Annotated in this window: 23 protein-coding genes and 2 tRNA genes; 3 read left to right on the top strand and 22 right to left on the bottom strand. The window is 47.1% G+C overall.

Annotation, left to right across the window (positions count from 1 at the left end; translation table 11 throughout):
* Positions 1 to 56: 56 nt before the first annotated feature.
* From rplI to QUE60_RS02430, 5 genes are all read right to left on the bottom strand, one after another.
* The gene (gene rplI / locus QUE60_RS02450; protein ID WP_286227115.1) at positions 57 to 509 is read right to left on the bottom strand and encodes a 50S ribosomal protein L9; all 453 of its coding nucleotides are present in this window, start codon (positions 507 to 509) and stop codon (positions 57 to 59) included.
* 13 nt (positions 510 to 522) lie between these two features.
* Entirely contained in the window at positions 523 to 804 is a 282-nt protein-coding gene (rpsR, locus tag QUE60_RS02445) for a 30S ribosomal protein S18 (protein WP_108508018.1), read from the bottom strand.
* A 9-nt stretch (positions 805 to 813) separates the two neighbouring features.
* A complete protein-coding gene (gene priB, locus QUE60_RS02440; RefSeq protein ID WP_286227114.1) occupies positions 814 to 1,119 on the bottom strand; it encodes a primosomal replication protein N in 306 nt (101 codons plus the stop codon).
* A 45-nt stretch (positions 1,120 to 1,164) separates the two neighbouring features.
* Positions 1,165 to 1,536, bottom strand: a complete 372-nt coding sequence (rpsF, locus tag QUE60_RS02435; RefSeq protein ID WP_286227113.1) for a 30S ribosomal protein S6 — start codon at positions 1,534 to 1,536, stop codon at positions 1,165 to 1,167.
* Positions 1,537 to 1,638: 102 nt separating this feature from the next.
* Positions 1,639 to 2,631, bottom strand: a complete 993-nt coding sequence (locus tag QUE60_RS02430) for an asparaginase (protein WP_286227112.1) — start codon at positions 2,629 to 2,631, stop codon at positions 1,639 to 1,641.
* A 64-nt stretch (positions 2,632 to 2,695) separates the two neighbouring features.
* On the opposite strand from QUE60_RS02430, the gene lexA reads away from it, so the two are divergent.
* Complete coding sequence (lexA, locus tag QUE60_RS02425) at positions 2,696 to 3,400, top strand: transcriptional repressor LexA (protein WP_286227111.1); 705 nt, start codon at positions 2,696 to 2,698, stop codon at positions 3,398 to 3,400.
* On the opposite strand, the gene QUE60_RS02420 is transcribed toward lexA, so the two are convergent.
* The 5 genes from QUE60_RS02420 to uvrC form a co-directional block, all read right to left on the bottom strand.
* On the bottom strand, positions 3,397 to 3,855 hold the full coding sequence (locus QUE60_RS02420) for a hypothetical protein (RefSeq protein WP_286227110.1): 459 nt from the start codon (positions 3,853 to 3,855) through the stop codon (positions 3,397 to 3,399). The two genes, lexA and QUE60_RS02420, sit on opposite strands and share 4 nt — an antisense overlap.
* An 81-nt stretch (positions 3,856 to 3,936) precedes the next feature.
* Positions 3,937 to 4,010 (bottom strand) — tRNA-Cys (locus QUE60_RS02415).
* A 72-nt stretch (positions 4,011 to 4,082) separates the two neighbouring features.
* Positions 4,083 to 4,158, bottom strand: a tRNA-Gly gene (locus tag QUE60_RS02410).
* A 65-nt stretch (positions 4,159 to 4,223) separates the two neighbouring features.
* Entirely contained in the window at positions 4,224 to 4,793 is a 570-nt protein-coding gene (pgsA, locus tag QUE60_RS02405) for a CDP-diacylglycerol--glycerol-3-phosphate 3-phosphatidyltransferase (protein ID WP_286227109.1), read from the bottom strand.
* A 30-nt stretch (positions 4,794 to 4,823) separates the two neighbouring features.
* A complete protein-coding gene (gene uvrC, locus QUE60_RS02400) occupies positions 4,824 to 6,704 on the bottom strand; it encodes an excinuclease ABC subunit UvrC (protein WP_286227108.1) in 1,881 nt (626 codons plus the stop codon).
* On the opposite strand from uvrC, the gene earP reads away from it, so the two are divergent.
* On the top strand, positions 6,703 to 7,746 hold the full coding sequence (gene earP, locus QUE60_RS02395) for an elongation factor P maturation arginine rhamnosyltransferase EarP (protein WP_286227107.1): 1,044 nt from the start codon (positions 6,703 to 6,705) through the stop codon (positions 7,744 to 7,746). The two genes, uvrC and earP, sit on opposite strands and share 2 nt — an antisense overlap.
* Before the next feature lie 79 nt (positions 7,747 to 7,825).
* Positions 7,826 to 8,386: an elongation factor P gene (gene efp, locus QUE60_RS02390; protein ID WP_286227106.1), complete on the top strand. Its 561-nt coding sequence runs from the start codon at positions 7,826 to 7,828 to the stop codon at positions 8,384 to 8,386.
* Here the strand turns inward: efp and nagZ are convergent.
* The 12 genes from nagZ to fabG all read right to left on the bottom strand — a co-directional run bounded on the left by nagZ (position 8,383) and on the right by fabG (position 19,796).
* Positions 8,383 to 9,459 carry a beta-N-acetylhexosaminidase gene (gene nagZ, locus QUE60_RS02385; RefSeq protein WP_286227105.1) on the bottom strand — a complete coding sequence of 359 codons (1,077 nt, stop codon included), beginning with the start codon at positions 9,457 to 9,459 and terminating at the stop codon, positions 8,383 to 8,385. The two genes, efp and nagZ, sit on opposite strands and share 4 nt — an antisense overlap.
* 4 nt (positions 9,460 to 9,463) lie before the next feature.
* Entirely contained in the window at positions 9,464 to 9,898 is a 435-nt protein-coding gene (gene acpS / locus QUE60_RS02380) for a holo-ACP synthase (RefSeq protein ID WP_286227104.1), read from the bottom strand.
* Positions 9,895 to 10,644, bottom strand: coding sequence for a pyridoxine 5'-phosphate synthase (pdxJ, locus tag QUE60_RS02375; protein ID WP_286227103.1), 750 nt, complete (start codon positions 10,642 to 10,644; stop codon positions 9,895 to 9,897). The genes acpS and pdxJ overlap by 4 nt, the downstream gene beginning before the upstream one ends.
* An 8-nt stretch (positions 10,645 to 10,652) precedes the next feature.
* Positions 10,653 to 11,387: a DNA repair protein RecO gene (recO, locus tag QUE60_RS02370; protein ID WP_286227102.1), complete on the bottom strand. Its 735-nt coding sequence runs from the start codon at positions 11,385 to 11,387 to the stop codon at positions 10,653 to 10,655.
* Positions 11,388 to 12,308, bottom strand: coding sequence for a GTPase Era (era, locus tag QUE60_RS02365; protein ID WP_458574794.1), 921 nt, complete (start codon positions 12,306 to 12,308; stop codon positions 11,388 to 11,390).
* 43 nt (positions 12,309 to 12,351) lie between these two features.
* Positions 12,352 to 13,143, bottom strand: coding sequence for a ribonuclease III (rnc, locus tag QUE60_RS02360; protein WP_286227100.1), 792 nt, complete (start codon positions 13,141 to 13,143; stop codon positions 12,352 to 12,354).
* The gene (gene lepB, locus QUE60_RS02355; RefSeq protein ID WP_286227099.1) at positions 13,143 to 13,946 is read right to left on the bottom strand and encodes a signal peptidase I; all 804 of its coding nucleotides are present in this window, start codon (positions 13,944 to 13,946) and stop codon (positions 13,143 to 13,145) included. Before lepB ends, rnc begins: the two co-directional genes overlap by 1 nt.
* On the bottom strand, positions 13,943 to 15,751 hold the full coding sequence (lepA, locus tag QUE60_RS02350; RefSeq protein ID WP_286227470.1) for a translation elongation factor 4: 1,809 nt from the start codon (positions 15,749 to 15,751) through the stop codon (positions 13,943 to 13,945). Before lepA ends, lepB begins: the two co-directional genes overlap by 4 nt.
* Positions 15,752 to 15,947: 196 nt before the next feature.
* Positions 15,948 to 17,417, bottom strand: a complete 1,470-nt coding sequence (locus QUE60_RS02345; RefSeq protein WP_286227098.1) for a DegQ family serine endoprotease — start codon at positions 17,415 to 17,417, stop codon at positions 15,948 to 15,950.
* Positions 17,418 to 17,463: 46 nt separating this feature from the next.
* Positions 17,464 to 18,711, bottom strand: a complete 1,248-nt coding sequence (gene fabF, locus QUE60_RS02340) for a beta-ketoacyl-ACP synthase II (RefSeq protein ID WP_286227097.1) — start codon at positions 18,709 to 18,711, stop codon at positions 17,464 to 17,466.
* Positions 18,712 to 18,730: 19 nt separating this feature from the next.
* Positions 18,731 to 18,973 (bottom strand): acyl carrier protein, encoded by a 243-nt coding sequence (gene acpP / locus QUE60_RS02335; protein WP_108508000.1) that lies wholly within the window; start codon positions 18,971 to 18,973, stop codon positions 18,731 to 18,733.
* Positions 18,974 to 19,052: 79 nt separating this feature from the next.
* Positions 19,053 to 19,796, bottom strand: a complete 744-nt coding sequence (gene fabG, locus QUE60_RS02330) for a 3-oxoacyl-ACP reductase FabG (protein WP_286227096.1) — start codon at positions 19,794 to 19,796, stop codon at positions 19,053 to 19,055.
* Positions 19,797 to 19,810: the final 14 nt, after the last annotated feature.

Below are 19,810 nucleotides of genomic sequence, written 5' to 3'. Positions count from 1 at the left end.
TCATTGGTACGGGACGGTTGCGAGGTTCGGCCATAGAGCTAGTGTACCGAAGTCAACTAGGCCTGCTCACCAATCACACGAATATTAATATCAACAATAACGTCCGTATGCACAGCAACAGCCACTGGGTGATCGCCGACCACTTTCAATGGGCCGGTTGGCATCCGAACTGCAGCTTTCTCGATTTGAAAACTCTTTTTCGCCAAAGCTTCAGCGATATCATGATTGGTGACCGAGCCAAACAAACGACCATCAACGCCGGCCTTTTGACTAATCTCCAACACTAAGCCTTTGAGTTTCTCACCAAGCGCTTGCGCAGCTGAGAGCTTCTCTGCAGCAATCTTCTCAAGCTCGGCACGACGAGCAGCAAAGTCAGCAATGGCTGCCTCGGTTGCGCGACGCGCTTTACGTTGTGGAATTAAAAAGTTACGAGCAAAACCATCTTTGACTCGAACGACATCGCCAAGGTTGCCCAAATTGGTTACCTTTTCAAGCAGAATAACTTGCATCGTGGGCTCCTAATTATTTCTTATGTTGATCTGAAAATGGCAGCAATGCCAAAAAGCGAGCGCGTTTAATTGCGGTATCCAACTGACGCTGATACAGCGCCTTTGTACCCGTTAAACGAGCTGGCGTAATCTTGGCGTTCTCGCCAATAAAATCCTTAAGCGTATCGACATCCTTGTAGTCAATTTGCTCAACGCCACCAACCGTAAAGCGGCAATAACGCTTGCGTTTAAAGAGTGGGTTCTGTGCAGGCTTCTTTTTGAAGTCTGTCTTTTTGTTCATTTTTCCAAAAGCCATAATGGTTTCCTATTTATTCAATGTGATCTTCGTAATATGAAAAACGAGGCGCTCATTTCGTAAAGTCTTTTGCGTTAAGAATCCTTCAAACACTGCTTCTGCTCCCAAATCCATCGTTAGCAACTCTTGATGAATCTCACCAATTGCCACTGCTTCAACATTCATCCGAATTTGCCGCACTTGATTTGCTTCACTTAACTCACCATCATGATGCAACTGACAATGAATCACTGGCAAACCGGCTGGGGTATATCGAATGGCGTCCTTGGCGATTAGAGAAGCAGTCAGGATGAGAAGGTTTGAACTACGCTTCACAATCAGACCGACTTTTACGAATCAAAGCCTCCTTTTCGACAATAATTAAGCTGCTGCCGGTGCGTCAGCTTGGGCAAGCTTACGAGCTTCCTCGCGCTGCACCTCTTTCATCATGATGGATGGCTCAGTCTCAGCCTTCTTCATCTTAACAATGAGGTGACGCAACACTGCATCATTGAATTTAAATGCATGCTCGAGTTCCTCAAGCGTTTTTTGATCGCATTCAATATTCATGCAAACGTAGTGAGCTTTAGCGAGCTTGTCGATCATGTAAGCCATCTGACGACGACCCCAATCTTCAATTCGATGCACTTTGCCACCATGGGTGGCTAGGATCGACTTATAGCGATCAATCATCGCGGGAACCTGCTCGCTTTGGTCCGGATGGACGATAAAAACGATTTCATAATGACGCATTAATCACTCCTTATGGATAAAACTGCCTAGGCGTCTTGCTTAATTCCGCTGTCAAGAATCAAGCACCAGTGCAGCAAGGGTGGAACAAATTGTTTAAATTACTTACCGAAATTCCGATAAGCTCACCATTCTAGCAAAATAATCCTGCCAACTCAATGAATTAGCACCTGATTGGGCGGCAGCGAATAAGGCTAGCTGCAAAGCAATTCGGGCTTTTGCGGGATTTAAATAACCCGCGCTCAATGCCTTTGCTAATCGGCCATTGGCAAGAGTGCCGCCAATATAGCCCCTACCGATTCGAGAGGCACGCACCACCGCTCCCCCAGCCTCCATAAACTGCTCCAGAGCGGGCGCAAGGTTCTCATGCACGGTACCAGCACCAGTGCCTGCTAGAACAATACCCTGAACCCCGTGATCCTCTAAAAATATGATGGTTTCGGGTCTGGCGCCCGAGTGGCTTGTAATAATTTCGACCCAGGGCCATTGATTATCTGGTGGTATCGGTAAGTCACTGCTAACTTGAATCCAATCATTTGGCAAGGTTTCCTCAAAAAAGGCATCCACATGGGAGCCATGCCCTTTAACCAAAGCAAGGCCCGGTATTGATTTGGAGCCCATCACGGCCCAAATTCCACCCTGTTCTTCGCCCGCTTCTGCGGCAAATTCAATCGCATCAGATAAATTTCCCGGACCATCAGCCTGTGGATGATCAGAGGGAAGCATTGCTCCAGTTAAAACAACCTTCTTGCCAAATTTTCTGGAGGATCCACCGCAGACAATCTCCAAGAAAGTAGCCGTTTCTTCCATCGTATCGGTGCCATGGGTAATTACAATCCCCATTACTTCGGGGTCTGCGAGTCCCATGCGAACCTGGACACCTAATTTACTTAGCAAAGACTCACTCAAATCACAGCTATCAATATTAGATAACTGTATGTTTTTTATAGAAAATTTTGTTTCAATTCGGGCTAAAAGGGTTGAAATCGGCACTTGACCAGCTTGATAACCCCCATTTCCTGAATCGGTCCTAAGGCCAGCGATCGTACCGCCGGTGCCGATCACCAAAATGTATGAGGGAATAGAGGAATTTGACATCTAGGCATTATCCAACCAAGCAAAAGTTCTTGAAATGCCATTTTTTACTGTATACAATCCCAGTATGAATATAAATACAGTAATTGACAGCCCATCTCTACCAAAACTGACTGCTCGGCAAGAAGAGATTTTGGGGCTTATTACCTTGGCCATTGAGGAAAGCGGGCTTCCTCCCACCCGCGCTGAAATAGCGAATCGACTTGGTTTTGCATCTGCCAATGCTGCCGAGGAACATTTGCGAGCATTGGCCAAAAAGGGCTATATCGAATTAAGCCCAGGAACATCGAGAGGCATTCGAGTAACCAACTCGCAGCCTGTAACTCAGGATAAAAATTTTCGTCAATTGAACTTGCCATCGGGCAGTTTGCAACAACTCACCCTTCCCTTAATTGGTCGGGTTGCCGCAGGCTCACCCATTACTGCGATTGAACATATTGAGAAACATATTCCAGTTGACCCTAGCTTATTTAGTAAGGGCGCAGACTACCTGCTGCGCGTCAAAGGGATGAGCATGCGGGATGCAGGTATTCTCGATGGTGACTATTTAGCCGTTAAAAAGACCACCCAAGCGCGTAATGGCGACATCGTGGTTGCCCGCATTGATGATGAGGTCACCGTGAAGCGCTTTCAACAAAAGAAGGGGGTAAATGGCCCCTACCTCGAGCTCCAAGCTGAAAATCCTGATTTTGAGAACATCATCGTGCGCGCAGATTCTAGCTTTGCCCTTGAGGGGCAAGCGGTTGGGCTAATCCGAGCAAACGGTATTTAAGGTTTACGGGTTGGCGCAATCACATTCGCATTTTTAGGCGAAGAAGTGATTGTTATGATGGATTTAGGGCCCGTCAGAGATCCCTCATTAATCTCAACCGTGCAAGTGCGTTCGCCTTTGGTAAAGACCAAGAAACTGGTTTTTGATTTCGTGGCGGTAACCGTGGTCCACCCTGCTTTGGGATACTCGGATTGAAAAAACGCGTACACATCGGTTGCACCTTGTAAGGCGCTGATATTGACTCGGCCTACCCAGCCATCGCCACGACCAATAATCAATGAATCAGACCCAATAATTTTGGCCCCAGTTGGTAAAGGCATGTCGCCAAGCAACTGCGACTGAATTTGATTGATTTCCTCCTGGGTTCCCGTGGGACTATCACCAGTAGCACAGGCCCCCAACAGCGCAGCTGCAGTAAGAGCAACAAAATGTGTTTTCGAGATCAATCGATTCATGATTTGTTCCAAGGCTAATGGATAAAAAATACCAGTTTTTGCTATTTTAGGGCAGAGGGTTAATTCGTCAATGATTATGGGTGGAGGCGCGTGAGGGAATCGAACCCCCGTACGAAGCTTTGCAGGCTCCTGCCTAACCACTCGGCCAACGCGCCCTAATTGGTTTGGAATGCACCAAACATCAACTCAAACAAAATGGGAAGCTTTTGGGGCTTCCCATCAATGAATGGAGCGGGAAACGAGGCTCGAACTCGCGACCTCAACCTTGGCAAGGTTGCGCTCTACCAACTGAGCTATTCCCGCATTACAGGATCGACAGTTTAGCAAAGATTCGAGGATGAGGTCCTAATTAGCAAAATTTCCTGGTTTTACGGCTTATTGGTTAATTGCGGTAACGCCTTTTGTAGATAGTAAAACATGGACCAAAGCGTCAGAAAAGCAGCAATCCAAATCAGCCAAGTCCCCAAAAGAGAGCTATGGATACCCAAGATTTGCCCATTGAATAGCAAAAAGGGGATCGCAATTAACTGGGCAGTTGTTTTTAATTTACCGACCATATGAACAGCAACGCTTCGTGAGGCACCAACTTGCGCCATCCACTCACGCAGAGCAGAAATGGTGATCTCACGCCCAATAATGACCAATGCGACCCAGGTCTGAACCCGATCCAAATTGAGTAATACCAGCAAAGCAGCAGCCACAATTAATTTATCCGCTACAGGATCTAAAAATTGTCCAAAGGCCGACTCTTGGTTCATCCGTCTTGCCAAGAATCCATCTAACCAATCCGTAATGGCGGCAAATACAAAAATGCCTGTTGAAAAGATATTTTTCTCGGGCGGTGATAACCAATCATTTGGTAAATAGAAAATCCCCACCAATAATGGAATGGCCGCTACACGCAGCCAGGTCAAAGCGATGGGTAAATTAAATGGCATTTTTGGAGAATAAACGATTTAATTGATCGATTAATGAAGCTGACGGTATATCTGCTCCGCCAGAGTTTGAGAAATTCCATCCACGCTTGCTAACTCCTCAACCGTTGCATTTGTAACTCCCCGCAGCCCACCAAAGCGTGCCAATAATTTTTGACGGCGCTTGGCCCCGATGCCCTCCATTTCCTCAAGTCTAGAAACAGTCCGTGACTTAGCACGCTTGGCGCGCATCCCGGTAATTGCAAAACGATGCGCCTCATCCCGAATCTGTGCAATCAACATGAGCGCCTGGCTATCCGAACCTAATCGGATGGGCTCCCGCTCATCAGCAAAGATCAGAGTTTCTAAACCAACCTTACGATCCTCACCTTTAGCAATACCAACAATGAGCCCAATATCAATGCCGAGCTCACTAAAGACCTTCCTCGCTACTTCTACTTGGCCCTTACCACCATCAATGAAAACAAGCTGCGGTACTTTATCGGCCGGGATTTCCTGAAAATTTGCATAGCGGCGTTGCAATACTTGCTGCATCGCTGCGTAATCATCTCCGGCTGTAATGCCGGTAATGTTAAAGCGTCGATACTCACTGGGTTGGAGTTCATTTTTAGCAAAGACTACGCAGGATGCTTGAGTGGCTTCACCGGATGTGTGGCTAATATCGAAGCACTCGATACGTAATTGATCAAGTTGCTCCAAATCAATACCAAGGGCATCTGTGAGTGCTCGAACCCGAGCAAGCTGCCCACCCGCTTCTGCGATGCGACGCAGCAAGGCAATCTTGGCATTCCCCTCGGCCATCGCTAACCAATGCTTGCGCTGACCCTGTGGTTGATATAAAAACGAAATAGTTCGTGTGGAGCGTTCCATCAGCGCTTGACAGATCGCTTCAGCGCGTTCGCCCTTTAATGGTACGTTCGTAATCATGACGGAGGGCGTAATCACTGCCAGCTCAGAAGATGAGTCGGTCGATAAATAGTGTTGTTGAATAAAAGTTTCAAGAATGATTTGCAGGTCAATTGGCTCATCTTCGGATGACTTTATACCCTTGGAAAAATAGGCACGATCCCCCAAGTGACGGCCGCCACGAACCATCGCTAAATTGACACAGATTTGGCCATCGATTTCGGCGGCTGCCAAAATATCAACATCGCCCTCCCCTTCGGCCACTACATCCATAGACTGCTGCTGAAGAACATTGGATAAGTCAGCAATACGATCACGAATTACAGCTGCCATCTCGAACTCCATAGCAGCACTGTAGTTTTCCATCTCACGCTCCAGTTCAGCCAGAACAACTTGATGGTTACCCTCTAAGAATCGCAGGGCTTGATTAACATCTTGGGAATATTGATCCTTGGTCAACTTACCCACGCACGGCGCACTACAGCGATGAATTTGATGCAATAGACAGGGGCGACTTCGATTACGAAAAATCGTATCCTCACAGGTTCGCAAGCGAAATACTTTTTGCAAAATTTGCACGCTATTACGAACCGCCCAGGAGTTCGGGAAGGGTCCAAAGTAACGATTGCGTCGATCAATCTTGCCGCGATATGAGGCTAAACGAGGGTAATCGTGCCCTGTGAGCATCAGATAAGGATAGGATTTGTCATCTCTAAAAAGAATATTGAATGGTGGGCCATATTCTTTAATCAGATTATTTTCAAGAATCAAGGCCTCAGTTTCGGTGCGAGTAATCGTAATTTCGAAACGGATAATGCGCTTGACCATTCGCTCAATTCGAGGGGAATGGTTTTTCTTCTGAAAATAACTCGAGACCCGCCGTTTAAGATCCTTGGCTTTGCCAACATATAAGATATGGCCTGACTCATCAAAAAAGCGATAGACGCCTGGTAGCCCAGGAAGCCCCTTTAAATCAATTCGTAAGGATTCAGGAAGTAAATTAGTCATGCGTTGGGATATTTTCTGCCAAATTATCGATAACTATGGCGATGCGGGTATTTGCTGGCGTCTAGCGCGATCACTGGCAACTCAATACGATCAAAATATACGCCTATTTTGCGATGATTTACATACTCTGCAACTCATCATGATGGAGCAATCCCATCTTAAGGGTATTGAGGTTCTTCCCTGGGAAACCAGTTATCAAAATGCCCGGCATCCGCCAGAGCTACCCGATATTGTGATCCAAGCGTTTTCATGTGAGCTACCCGCCCGCTATCTCAATAGTATTTTGATCGCACCTCAAAAGCCGATTCTGATCAATCTTGAATATTTAAGTGCAGAGCCATGGGTTGCGGACTTTCATGGCAAACCATCCCCCAATACGCATGGTTTACAAAAGTATTTCTTCTTTCCGGGATTTCAAACCAATACCGGAGGCTTATTACTTGATCCCATTCCAAAAATTGATCAAGAAGACTGCCCCAAAAGCCTAAAGCTAACCTGGCAAAAGTCTCGGCCCCATTCAAAAAAAATGAGTATTTTTTCCTATCCCGGGGCGCCAATTAAAGAATGGCTCGCAAACCTTAATCAACTGGGAGAGCCATTTGATATTTTTTTAGCATTTGGTAATGCGCAATTACTCAATCTACAACAGCACCACTGGCCAAATTTAAATCTGATCTCGATGCCATTTATTCCGCAAGATGATTACGACTGGCTCTTAGCGCACTGTGATTTCAACATTGTGCGCGGGGAGGATTCGTTTATTCGGGCGCAGTTAGCAGGAAAACCCTTTATTTGGAATATCTATCCCCAAGACGACGGTGCGCATCACACCAAGCTCAAAGCATTTTTAGATCTCTACCTTAAGGGCGTCGATCCACGCCTGCAAAACCTCATTACAGATGCAATGAATTGGCGGAAGGCTCAAGACTGGTGGGACCAACTACCGACGTGGTTAGAGCATGCTAAACACTGGCAAAGAGTCCTAATCCATGAACAATCCGATGGCGGCTTAGCAGGCAGATTAGTTCAGTTTGTCAGTTAAATCATTAACCAGTTAAAATAATGGGTTTGAATCAATTGGTCTCATTAGGGCCCAATATCCGTAAACATCAGGAATTATTATGAAAATCGCTCAAGAACTCCGCGTGGGTAATGTTGTCATGATTAATGGTGACCCTATGGTGGTCCAAAAACACGAATATAGCCGCTCAGGCCGCAACTCAGCCGTAGTCAAAATGAAGTACAAGAACCTATTAACAGCGGCTCCGAATGAGGGTGTTTATAAAGCGGATGATAAATTTGATGTTGTGATCCTTGAAAAGAAAGAATGCACCTACTCCTATTTTGCAGACCCAATGTACACCTTTATGGACAGTGACTATAACCAATATGAGGTCGAGAAAGACAATATGGGTGATTCGCTCAATTACCTCGAGGAAGGTATGGCGGTTGAGGTTGTGTTCTACGACGGCCGCGCCATTTCTGTTGAATTACCTACCTCGGTTGTGCGTGAGATTACCTACACTGAGCCAGCTGTAAAAGGTGATACCAGTTCTGGTAAGGTACTTAAAAGCGCCAAAATTGCAACCGGCTTTGAGATTCAAGTACCCTTGTTCTGCACCACTGGGGACAAAATTGAAATCGATACCCGCACCGGCGAATATCGTAGTCGCGCAAATTAATGAATAAGTCCAAGGGTTTTTAATAAATCCTTGGCATGCAGATACTCAGTGTCTTTCTGCAATTCATCCCAGGACTGGGATTCACCCTTCGGAAATAATTTCTTGAGTCGCGTTACAGACTCTTTGAATTTCGTTTGAGAAACGCTTAGCTCCTTGAGTAAGCGATCAGCAAGATCGGGGCGATTACAAATCAGCACTGCATCACATCCTGCTTTGAGGGCTAATTGCGCACCCTGAACCACATCACCAGCAACACTCGCCCCCTCCATCGAGAGGTCGTCACTAAAAATTACACCACCAAACTTTAGCTTTTTACGCAAGATGGTTTGCAACCAAATGCTAGAAAAGCCTGCCGGTAATGCATCAATCTTGGAATAAATGACATGAGCAGGCATCACTGAGGCAAGACTGATATCAAGCCACTCGTAAGGCTTCATATCATCACTCTCAATTGATTTTAGTGAGCGTTCGTCTTGGGGAATAGCAATATGAGAGTCTGCCTCAGCCCATCCATGTCCCGGGAAGTGCTTACCGCAATTAGCCATATCACCTAAGCGGAGTCCCTCATTCAAGCCTTTTGCTAGAACATACACAATTTCTGGGTTGCGATGAAATGAGCGATCGCCAATCACACCACTGCGGGCATAATCCAAATCCAAAACGGGCGTGAAACTAAAGTCAACTCCACACGCTCTTAGCTCGGTTGCAAGTACGTAGCCGCATGCGGTTACTGCCTTCATCGCGGAAATTGCAGAGCTTGCCCCAACTCCATTGCGCATCCATAGATCACCCAGGCGGCGCATAGCAGGAAGATGCGTAAACCCATCCGTTTTACAACGTTGCACTCGACCTCCCTCATGATCAATGCATATCAGAATGTCAGAGCGGACTTGCTTGATTGATTTAGTGAGTGCAGTTAATTGTTTACGAGATTGGAAGTTACGCCCAAATAAAATTACGCCTCCCGTCAAGGGATTTTTTATGCGTCGGATATCGTGTTGGTTTAAGGTAATCCCCTCAATATCCAGAATAATGGGGCCTGGGTTATAAGTCGATTTTTTTTGGGTTGCCACGGTCTCATCCAAGATAGTTTTGTGGATCAAAGGTGGTGACAATAGGGGCGCCATAACTCACAACCACAAACGCCATCACCATTTCTTGCTCGTCAGTCACTGTCACATGCGCATGCCATTGTTTATCTTCCATAAACTGCAACAGAGCCCCTGAATATTTTGTATAAGGCTTACCACTGGGCTCATTGAGTGTTTGCAAAGATCGCCAACTCATTGGCATGTGCATACCCAAGCCAATCGCTTTTGAAAATGCCTCCTTAGCTGCAAAACGGGTGGCTAAGTAGGCCATGCCCCGCTTGTGATTACGACTAAGTCGCTGTTGAAACACCTGATACTCCTCATCCCCCAAAACTCTCTTGGCTAAGCGTCCTTGGGTGCGTTCATAGGCAGCCTGTAAGCGACCCATTTGCAGGAGATCGATACCAATACCAACAATCATTGCGAACGCGCCTCATTCATAAGTCTGCGCATATCCCGAATCGCATTGGGTAGACCCTTAAAAATAGCCTCCGCAATGATCGCGTGCCCAATGTTCAGTTCACTGATTTCAGGGATTTTGGCGATGGGCTGAACATTTTGCTCATTTAAACCGTGCCCGGCATTGACTCGAAAACCTAAATTCTTTGCATAGCGCGCAGCCTCTGTAATTCGCTGCAGCTCGAATGATTGATGCTCTATTTGAGCATCTGCATAGGCTCCAGTATGTAACTCAATTACGCATGCCCCAAGCTCCTTAGCGACGTCAATCTGGCGATGGTCTGGATCAATAAAGAGTGAGACCCGAATACCAGCGGCCTGCAGTTGTTTGGTAGCAGAATGCACTTGATCCCGATGAGTGATCACATCGAGTCCGCCTTCGGTAGTAATTTCGGTCCGCTTCTCGGGTACCAAGCACACATCCTGCGGTTTAACCTGAAGGGCAATATTCAGCATCTCCGGGGTAATTGCACATTCCAAGTTCATGCGGGTACGAATCAAGGGTCTAAGCGCAAATAAATCGGCATCTTTGATATGACGTCGATCCTCACGTAAATGCAAGGTGATCAAATCAGCACCTGCCTCTTCGGCAATTTTTGCTGCCGTGATTGGATCGGGATAAGGCGTCCCCCGCGCATTACGCAGGGTTGCAACGTGATCAATATTAATACCAAGCTCAAGTGGGGCCATACCTAATATTAAAGCCATAGTCCCGCTTAGATCTTTTTTAGATCAATCAAGATTTGACGGGTGGTCAAGGTTTGATCTTGTAAGTGAATGCCCAAGAGGAAACGCATTAATTGTTTGCTCTGGCTAAGGGTCTCTGATCCCGAAAAGTCACCCTGCGCCATCGCTCGTAATACCGACCCCTCAAGTACGGGCCAATGACTGGGGTCATCGGGTTGCCATGGTCGAATCCCCTTCTCGGGCTGATAGACATATCGTTCGCCATCGACTGGTTGCGAGCGGGTCTCCACACAATGATCAAGAGCTGCAGCATATCCAGTCTCTCGCAAAAGAGCCAGCTCAAATGGTCTTAAAGTTTGCTCGATCGATGTTCCGGAGGACTCGATTTGGGAGAGCGCATAAACTGTATCGGCGTAATGATCATAGAGCGACTCGTAGGCATCTTCTCTAGCCAAAAACTTCACCAGCAGCTCATTAAGATAGAAACCGCACAAAAGTGCATCTCCAACCAGAGCTGGAGAACCTCCGACCCATTCTGATTTAGTGAGAGTTCTCAGTTCAGATTTACCGCTCCACGAGATGAGCAGTGGCTGAAAGCGCTGCAGAACTGGTCGTAAGCTCGAATGAGGGCGCTTCGCACCTTTAGCGATTAATGCCAGTCGTCCATGCGAACGGGTAAACACATCCAGAATTAAGCTTGTTTCTTTATAAGGGATACTGTGTAATACAAATCCCGGCTCATCCAGAACACGAGTTCCCGCCATTTATTCCAAACCTTGAGCACGTAGTTCAGCAAGGTCATCTGCCCATCCTCGTTTGACCTTAACCCAGGTTTCTAAGAAAACTTTGCTATCAAACAATGCTTCCATATCTAAGCGGGCTTCGGTCGAGATCTTCTTTAGCCGCTCACCTTTCTGGCCTATGATCATTGCCTTATGGCTGTCACGATCCACCAGAATGGTTGCAGCAATACGTCGCATTTTGCCATCCAGCTTGAATTGATCAATCACCACAGAACTAGAGTACGGCAACTCATCACCGGTATAACGAAACACCTTCTCGCGCAAGATCTCGGCGGCCATAAAGCGTTCACTTCGATCCGTCAGCGTGTCTGGCTCGTATCGTGCCTCACCCTCCGGCAAATACTCTGCGATCACATCCAATAAGCGTTCAATATCATCCTTGTTCTTACCACTCATTGGAATCACTTCAGCAAAGGTTTGTTCAGGACTTGCAATTGTTTCTGCTTCGCAACCCTTGGTCTGCTCGGCAATTGCTCCCCATGGCTGTGCCATTTTTTTCATGAACTCAAAAAGTTCCAGATCGCGAGCGTCAGAATTATCAAATCGCGAAGCAAATAAATCCAGCTTATTTGCAACTAATAGTACCGGTTTGTCATTTGGTAATAATCGCAAAACTTTGACATCATCGGCGCCCCAGTAACCTGCCTCTACAATGAAACAAATGACATCAACATCATGCAAGGTACTAGTCACCGTTCGATTGAGGGTCTGATTAAGGGTATTCATGACGCGCGTCTGAAAACCCGGGGTGTCAATAAAGATAAACTGCGCTTGCTCACGCGTTTGCACCCCCGCAATTCGGTAGCGGGTCGTTTGCGCTTTGCGCGATGTGATACTAATTTTTTGACCTACGAGTGCATTTAATAGAGTGGATTTACCCATATTGGGTCTACCCACTAATGCGATCGTGCCGCACCTAAACACATCAATCCTTTAACTTAAGAGGTAACTGCCCTTTTGCCGAATCAGCTTTGGCGGCTTTCTTTTTTGCAGCACGGGTCTTCTTGGGCTTACGCGACTCCTGTGGCAAAGCTTTTTGTACAGCAACCAGAGCAATTTTTGCAGCACCCTGTTCTGCAGCGCGCCGCGATGCCCCTTCCCCTTTTACGCTCACTTTAAGATTTGGAACAATGCATTCGACTTCAAACTGCTGATTGTGAGCGGCGCCAGTCGTGGCCACCACATTATATGTGGGTAGAGGCAACTGAAAGCCCTGTAAATACTCTTGCAATAAAGTTTTATCATCCTTGCCTAAAGTTTTCGGATCTACGTTTTGCAAGATGGTGGAGTACAGTTTACGCAGACTTGCCTTTGCTGCCTCGAATCCTCCATCAATAAAAATTGCTCCCGCAATTGCTTCGAGTGTATCGGCTAGGATAGAAGGTCTACGAAATCCACCGCTTTTTAACTCCCCTTCACCAAGCTTGAGATAGTCCGATAGCATCAAAGCTTGAGCAATTTCATACAGTGCCTGTTGCTTTACCAAGTTTGCTCGCACTCGTGATAGGTCGCCCTCATCAAGATCCGCATAACGCTCATACAAAATCTCGGCAACCACACAGTTCAATACAGAGTCTCCCAGAAACTCGAGGCGCTCGTTATTCTTTTTACTATGGCTGCGATGGGTTAAGGCCTGATTTAATAATTCAGGCTTTTTAAATTGATAGGCCAAGCGATCCTGCAGGGGGCCAAGATCGAGTGTTGCCCGGGCGTTCATTACTGAAAGCTTCCAATCCGGCCTAGTGAGCCCATGTTCAGCCAAATGAAGAAGGCGCGACCAACTAAGTTTTGATCGGGCACGAATCCCCAGAACCGCGAATCCAAACTATTATCGCGGTTATCACCCATCACAAAATAATGACCTGCTGGCACCTTACAGCGCAGTGAAGTTCCTTGGTATTGGCAGTTCTCCGATCCAGGGAAGTTATCGCCTTGATAGATCGTGCTGCGATCGGGATCATTCAAAATCTCATGGGCATTACCCCCAAGATCGGCTGGAAAGCTCTCTTGATAGAGCTTGGCATACCGCATGCTTTCAGGATCAAGGTAAGGGGCTCCACCTGTATATTGAAGTGGCTTACCGTTAATAGTGACTTTTTTATCCTCATAGAGGATGTCATCGCCCGGAATCGCAATCACGCGTTTGATGTAATCAACCGACTGATCTTTGGGATAACGAAAGACAACCACATCCCCCCGTTTTGGGGTGCCAATCTCAATAATTTTCTGATTGATTACTGGCAACCGAATGCCGTAGGTATATTTATTGACAACAATGAAATCTCCAATCTGCAGGGTTGGAATCATCGATCCGGATGGAATCTTAAATGGCTCAATCAAAAATGAGCGCAGTATGAATACCGCCAAAATAACCGGGAAGAAACTTGCCGAATACTCCAACCAAAGTGGCATCCGCTCAATTCCGGCAGCTTTGCGTTGTGGGGCAAAGTAGAGTTTATCGGCAACCCATGCGATGCCCGTGATGATGGCCAAGATAAATAAGATGAGGGCAAAGTTCATTTTTCTTCCACCTGCAGGATGGCCAAAAATGCTTCTTGCGGAATTTCAACATTACCCACTTGTTTCATACGCTTCTTGCCCTCTTTTTGCTTCTCGAGTAACTTGCGCTTGCGGGTAATATCACCACCATAGCACTTCGCCAATACATTCTTACGTAAAGCCTTGACGTTTTCTCTGGCAATAATATTGCTACCAATTGCCGCTTGAATTGCTACATCAAACATTTGTCTAGGAATAATGCCGCGCATCTTAGCAACCACCTCGCGACCGCGCGATTGACTATTACTTCGATGCACAATGATGGATAGGGCATCAACCCGATCCCCGTTAATGAGGATATCGACCTTTACCACATCGGCTGGCCGATACTCTTTGAACTCGTAATCCATCGAGGCATAACCCCGCGAGACTGATTTCAAGCGATCAAAGAAATCCAATACGATTTCAGCCATCGGTAATTCATAGGTGAGCTGCACTTGACGCCCTAAATAGGTCATATTGGTTTGAATTCCACGCTTACCAGTGCACAAAGTAATGACCGAGCCAACATATTCTTGGGGCATATACAAATTGACAGTCACAATCGGCTCCAAGATTGTCTCGATCTTGCTGGGGTCTGGCATTTTGGAAGGGTTATCCACCACAACCTTCGTGCCATCACGTTGCTCAACCTCATAAACAACCGTTGGCGCGGTTGTAATCAAACTCATATCAAACTGTCGCTCTAAACGTTCTTGCACAATTTCCATATGCAATAAACCTAAGAAGCCGCACCGAAATCCAAACCCTAAGGCTTGAGAGACCTCCGGATCAAACTGCAGGGATGCATCGTTTAATTTGAGCTTTTCAAGAGACTCGCGTAAAGCATCGTATTGATTGGCCTCTACTGGATATAAACCTGCAAATACCTGCGGCTTAACCTCTTTAAACCCTGGCAGTGGCTGTGGCGCGGGGGTTCGACCCTGTTGGCCGGATGCATGGGTCACGGTATCGCCCACTTTGGCAGCCTTCAGCTCTTTAATGCCGGCAATAATGAATCCGACCTCGCCAGCACTGAGTTGAGAGCGAGTCACTGACTTCGGAGTAAAAACACCAAGCTGTTCGACCAGATGAGTGGATCCCGTAGCCATCAAGGTAATTTTGTCTTTTGGTTTTAGGGTGCCGTTCACCACTCGGACCAACATCACTACGCCCACATAGTTATCAAACCATGAATCAATAATTAAGGCTTGCAGAGGTAGTGTGGCATCACCCTTTGGTGGCGGAACGCGCCGAATCATTTCTTCTAAAACGTCAGCAACACCCAGTCCTGTTTTGGCCGAGCAGGTAATGGCATCGGTTGCATCAATACCGATCACATCCTCAATCTCTTTCTTGGCTGATTCAGGATCCGCGGATGGCAAATCGATCTTATTGAGGATTGGAATGACTTCTACGCCAAGTTCTGTCGCGGTGTAGCAGTTAGCCACCGTTTGCGCTTCAACCCCTTGGCTAGCATCGACAACCAACAATGCCCCCTCACACGCAGAAAGAGAGCGGCTGACCTCATAAGAGAAGTCGACATGCCCTGGAGTATCAATCAAATTTAGGTTGTAGGTCTTCCCATCTTTTGCCTTGTACGTAAGGGCAGCAGTTTGGGCTTTAATGGTAATGCCCCGCTCGCGCTCAATATCCATGGAGTCGAGAACCTGCTCCTCCATTTCACGGTCGGAGAGGCCGCCGCATAGCTGAATAATGCGATCTGCTAGAGTCGATTTACCATGATCAATATGGGCAATGATGGAGAAATTACGGATGTGATCCATTGGCGCTGTTCGATAGGGGTCTTGATAAAACGCCTTGTCGCAACGCAACACAATGATGCGCTGCAATAAGATGTCTTTTTCTTATTGTACTGGGAGCAGAAAAATCAGCACTTTTCCCCACCCCCGGGGGAAATAACCCAAGCAAAAAGAGGTGACTTTTCGTCACCCCTTGATGGTTTTGATCCTCTGTCCGGATTTATTTCTGAGCGGGTCGAATAGGCACCACGATGGTGGCATCGCCGCGACGCACAAAAATAGGTACTGCCTTACTGGGGTCGAGGGTTTTAGTCACAGACTCAAATTGCTTAATCCCAGTGATGTCAGCATCCCCAATACGAACAATTACGTCTCCAGCCCGTAAACCTGCTCTAGCAGCGGCACCATCACCCACATTGGTAATTTCAACTCCACCTTTGCCGCCCAATTCCTTATTTTTGGCCTCAGTCAATTCGATAACACTGATACCTAAGGATTTGTTCGCCGTACCGGCCTGTGGGGCTGGTGCCTCTGACTTGCGTGCAACCGCTTTATCAGGCTCAGCGTCCGCAACCACAACCGTTAAGTCACGCGTTACTCCTTTGCGCCAAACTTTAACCGTTGCAGAGGTGCCAGGTTTTGTCTCGCCCACAATACGAGGTAGGTCGGTAGACTTATTGATATCGCGCCCGTTAAAGCTCAAGATCACATCGCCAGCTTCAATGCCGCCCTTAGCTGCAGGAGCACTAGGTTCCACATTACGGACAAAAGCGCCACGTGGCTTGCCAAGACCAAGGCTTTCAGCCACCTCTTTATTGATCTCACCAATCGCCACGCCAATTCGTCCGCGTACTAAACGACCAGTAGTTCTTAATTGATCCGCGACCCGAATGGCCTCATCAATTGGAATTGCAAATGAAATTCCCATATAGCCACCTGAGCGACTAAAGATTTGAGAATTAATACCAATCACTTGGCCGGCAGTATTGAGCAATGGTCCACCAGAGTTGCCGGGATTGACTGCGACATCGGTTTGAATGAATGGCAAGTAGTCCCCAGTATCACGGCTTTTGGCCGATACAATTCCGGCAGTTACCGTATTCTCCAAACCAAAGGGGGAGCCAATCGCTACAACCCACTCGCCTACTTTTACCTTAGAGGAGTCGCCTAAAGGCAACCTTGGTAAGCCAGTAGCATCAATTTTTAGGACCGCAAGATCGGTACGCTTATCTGCGCCAAGTAGTTTTGCCTTGAACTCACGCTTATCCGTTAGAGTGACATAAATCGTTGTTGCGCCCTCAACTACGTGCGCATTGGTCATCACAATTCCGTTGGAATCAATAATGAATCCCGAACCAACGCCGCGTTCAATTTCTTCTGGTTGACCACGTCGATTACCCTGACCGCGTGGGGTATTGGGCGCCCCTGGAAGCGGTACCCCAAAAAAGCGACGAAAGAATTCCGCTTGCTCATCGGGTATGCCTGGGACAGAACCTTGAGCCTGTTGATTGGATAACCTCTCAGTGGTGCGAATATTAACGACCGCAGGACTAGCCTTTTCAACCAATTCCACAAAATCTGGGATTGCGACCCGAGGTGGCTGGGTATTTGTTTGAGAGGAAACCGTCGGTGAAAACGACAGAATTCCCCAGCTAAATACTGAGAAAACGACCAATAGAATTTTTTTCATACGAAATTGAGCTTTGCTCAACCCATTAGTTGCAATACCTTAGATATTAGGGCTTTTTCCCAAATATCAAGGTGCCGTTGGTACCCCCAAATCCAAAATTGTTTTTAACAGCGTAATCAATTTTGAGATCCCTAGCGGTATTGGCACAGTAATCAAGGTCGCATTCGGGGTCTTGATTAAAAATATTAATAGTCGGTGGTGATTTTTGATGGTGCAATGCAAGAACTGTAAAGACCGATTCAAGGCCCCCAGCGCCACCCAATAAATGACCCGTCATCGATTTCGTAGAGTTCACCACCACTTTTTTGGCATGATCGCCCAAAGCCGCCTTGATGGCATCTGTCTCATTCTTATCACCCAAAGGTGTTGATGTGCCATGTGCGTTTACATACTGAATCTGATCTGCTGTAATCCCCGCATCACGCATTGCATTTACCATGCAACGACGCGGCCCATCCATATTGGGAGCGGTCATGTGGTAAGCATCACCGCTCATTCCAAATCCACATAACTCCGCATAAATTTTGGCACCACGCGCTTTCGCATGTTCGTACTCTTCGAGAACCATTACACCAGCACCCTCGCCCAAAACAAATCCATCGCGATCTTTATCCCAGGGGCGCGAAGCAGTTGCAGGGTCGTCATTGCGGGTTGACAATGCCCTGGCAGCTGCAAAACCACCGATACCCAGAGCAGAAATAGTCGATTCAGCACCGCCGGCGATCATGACATCTGCGTCGCCATACTGAATCAAGCGAGCAGCCAAACCAATACTATGCAAACCAGTCGTGCATGCGGTCACGGCAGCAACATTGGGGCCCTTCAGATTGAAGAGGATACTCAAATGCCCAGAAATCATATTAATGATCGAGCCTGGCACAAAAAATGGTGAGATACGGCGCGGACCACGAGACAGTAACTCAGCATTGGTATCCTCAATCATCGGCAAACCACCAATTCCTGACCCAACCAACACACCAATTCGTTCAGAATTTTGATCAGTTACCTCTAGGCCACTATCTTTAATGGCTTGAGTGCCGGCTGCGATTCCATAATGAATAAAGGTATCCATATGCCGAGCCTCTTTGGCAGAAATATACTCCTCGACATTGAAATCCTTAACTTCACCAGCAAAATGCACACTAAGGGCTGAGTGGTCAAACTTAGTGACCGTGGCAATACCAGTCTTACCCGCAATCAGGTTGTCCCATGCGGTTGCAACTGAATTACCAACTGGTGAGATCAGACCTAAGCCAGTGACCACCACGCGTCGTGGTTGATTTGATACGGGCACGGCTTAGCCTAGATACGAATTAAGCCTGTCCAGCTTTCGTTTTTGCGAAATCAATCGCAAGCTGTACAGTGGTAATTTTTTCGGCCTCTTCGTCTGGTATCTCAATACCGAACTCATCTTCTAAAGCCATTACCAATTCAACTGTGTCAAGAGAGTCTGCGCCAAGATCGTTCACAAAAGAAGACTCATTTTTGATGTCTGCTTCCGGCACGCCTAACTGCTCAGCCACAATTTTCTTAACGCGTTGTTCAATGTTGTCCATTCATTCCCTCCGGGACTTGTTAAAACGAATTACAGGATTTTATCAGTTTGTTTGTGACACCGATCATTTGACGGGAGACTCAAGCCAGATATAGGCCACCATTGACATGGAGGGTATTTCCGGTGATATAGGCGGCCGCGGGTGAGGCCAAGAAAGCAACTGCTTGGGCAACATCCTCAGGGCTACCTAAGCGTGCCAGAGGAATATTGGCCTTCAGGCTATTTTGCTGATCCTCGCTTAAAGCACGGGTCATATCGGTATCAATAAACCCGGGGGCTACGCAGTTAACAGTGATATTGCGGCTGCCAATCTCGCGTGCCAAAGCCCTGGTCATGCCAGCGACCCCAGCTTTAGCAGCTGCATAGTTTGCCTGACCAGCGTTACCCATATGCCCAACAATTGAGGTGATATTAATAATCCGACCAGATCGAGCCTTCATCATGGGTCGTAAAACAGCCTGTGATAACTTAAATACCGAACTCAAATTGGTAGCAATCACATCGGACCACTCATCTTCCTTCATGCGCATCGCTAATTGATCCTTAGTAATGCCTGCGTTATTGACCAAAATATCAATGCGCCCAAATTGTTTGACGATCTCCTCAATCATTGCATCACAGGCGGCCCCTTCCGTGACATTCAAGACTTTGCCAATACCTTTAGAGGCGCCCAATCGCTCGGAGATTGCATTCGCACCCGACTCTGAAGTTGCGGTACCGATCACGATTGCCCCACAAGAAGCCAATTCAGTGGCGATTGCTTGTCCGATACCGCGTGATGCGCCGGTTACTAGTGCTACTTGATTTGTTAAATCGAGATTCATATAGATTTCGGGCT

This window comes from Polynucleobacter sp. HIN11 (assembly GCF_030297675.1).
GTDB lineage: Bacteria > Pseudomonadota > Gammaproteobacteria > Burkholderiales > Burkholderiaceae > Polynucleobacter.
This window is presented reverse-complemented; position numbering and strand designations above follow the sequence as displayed.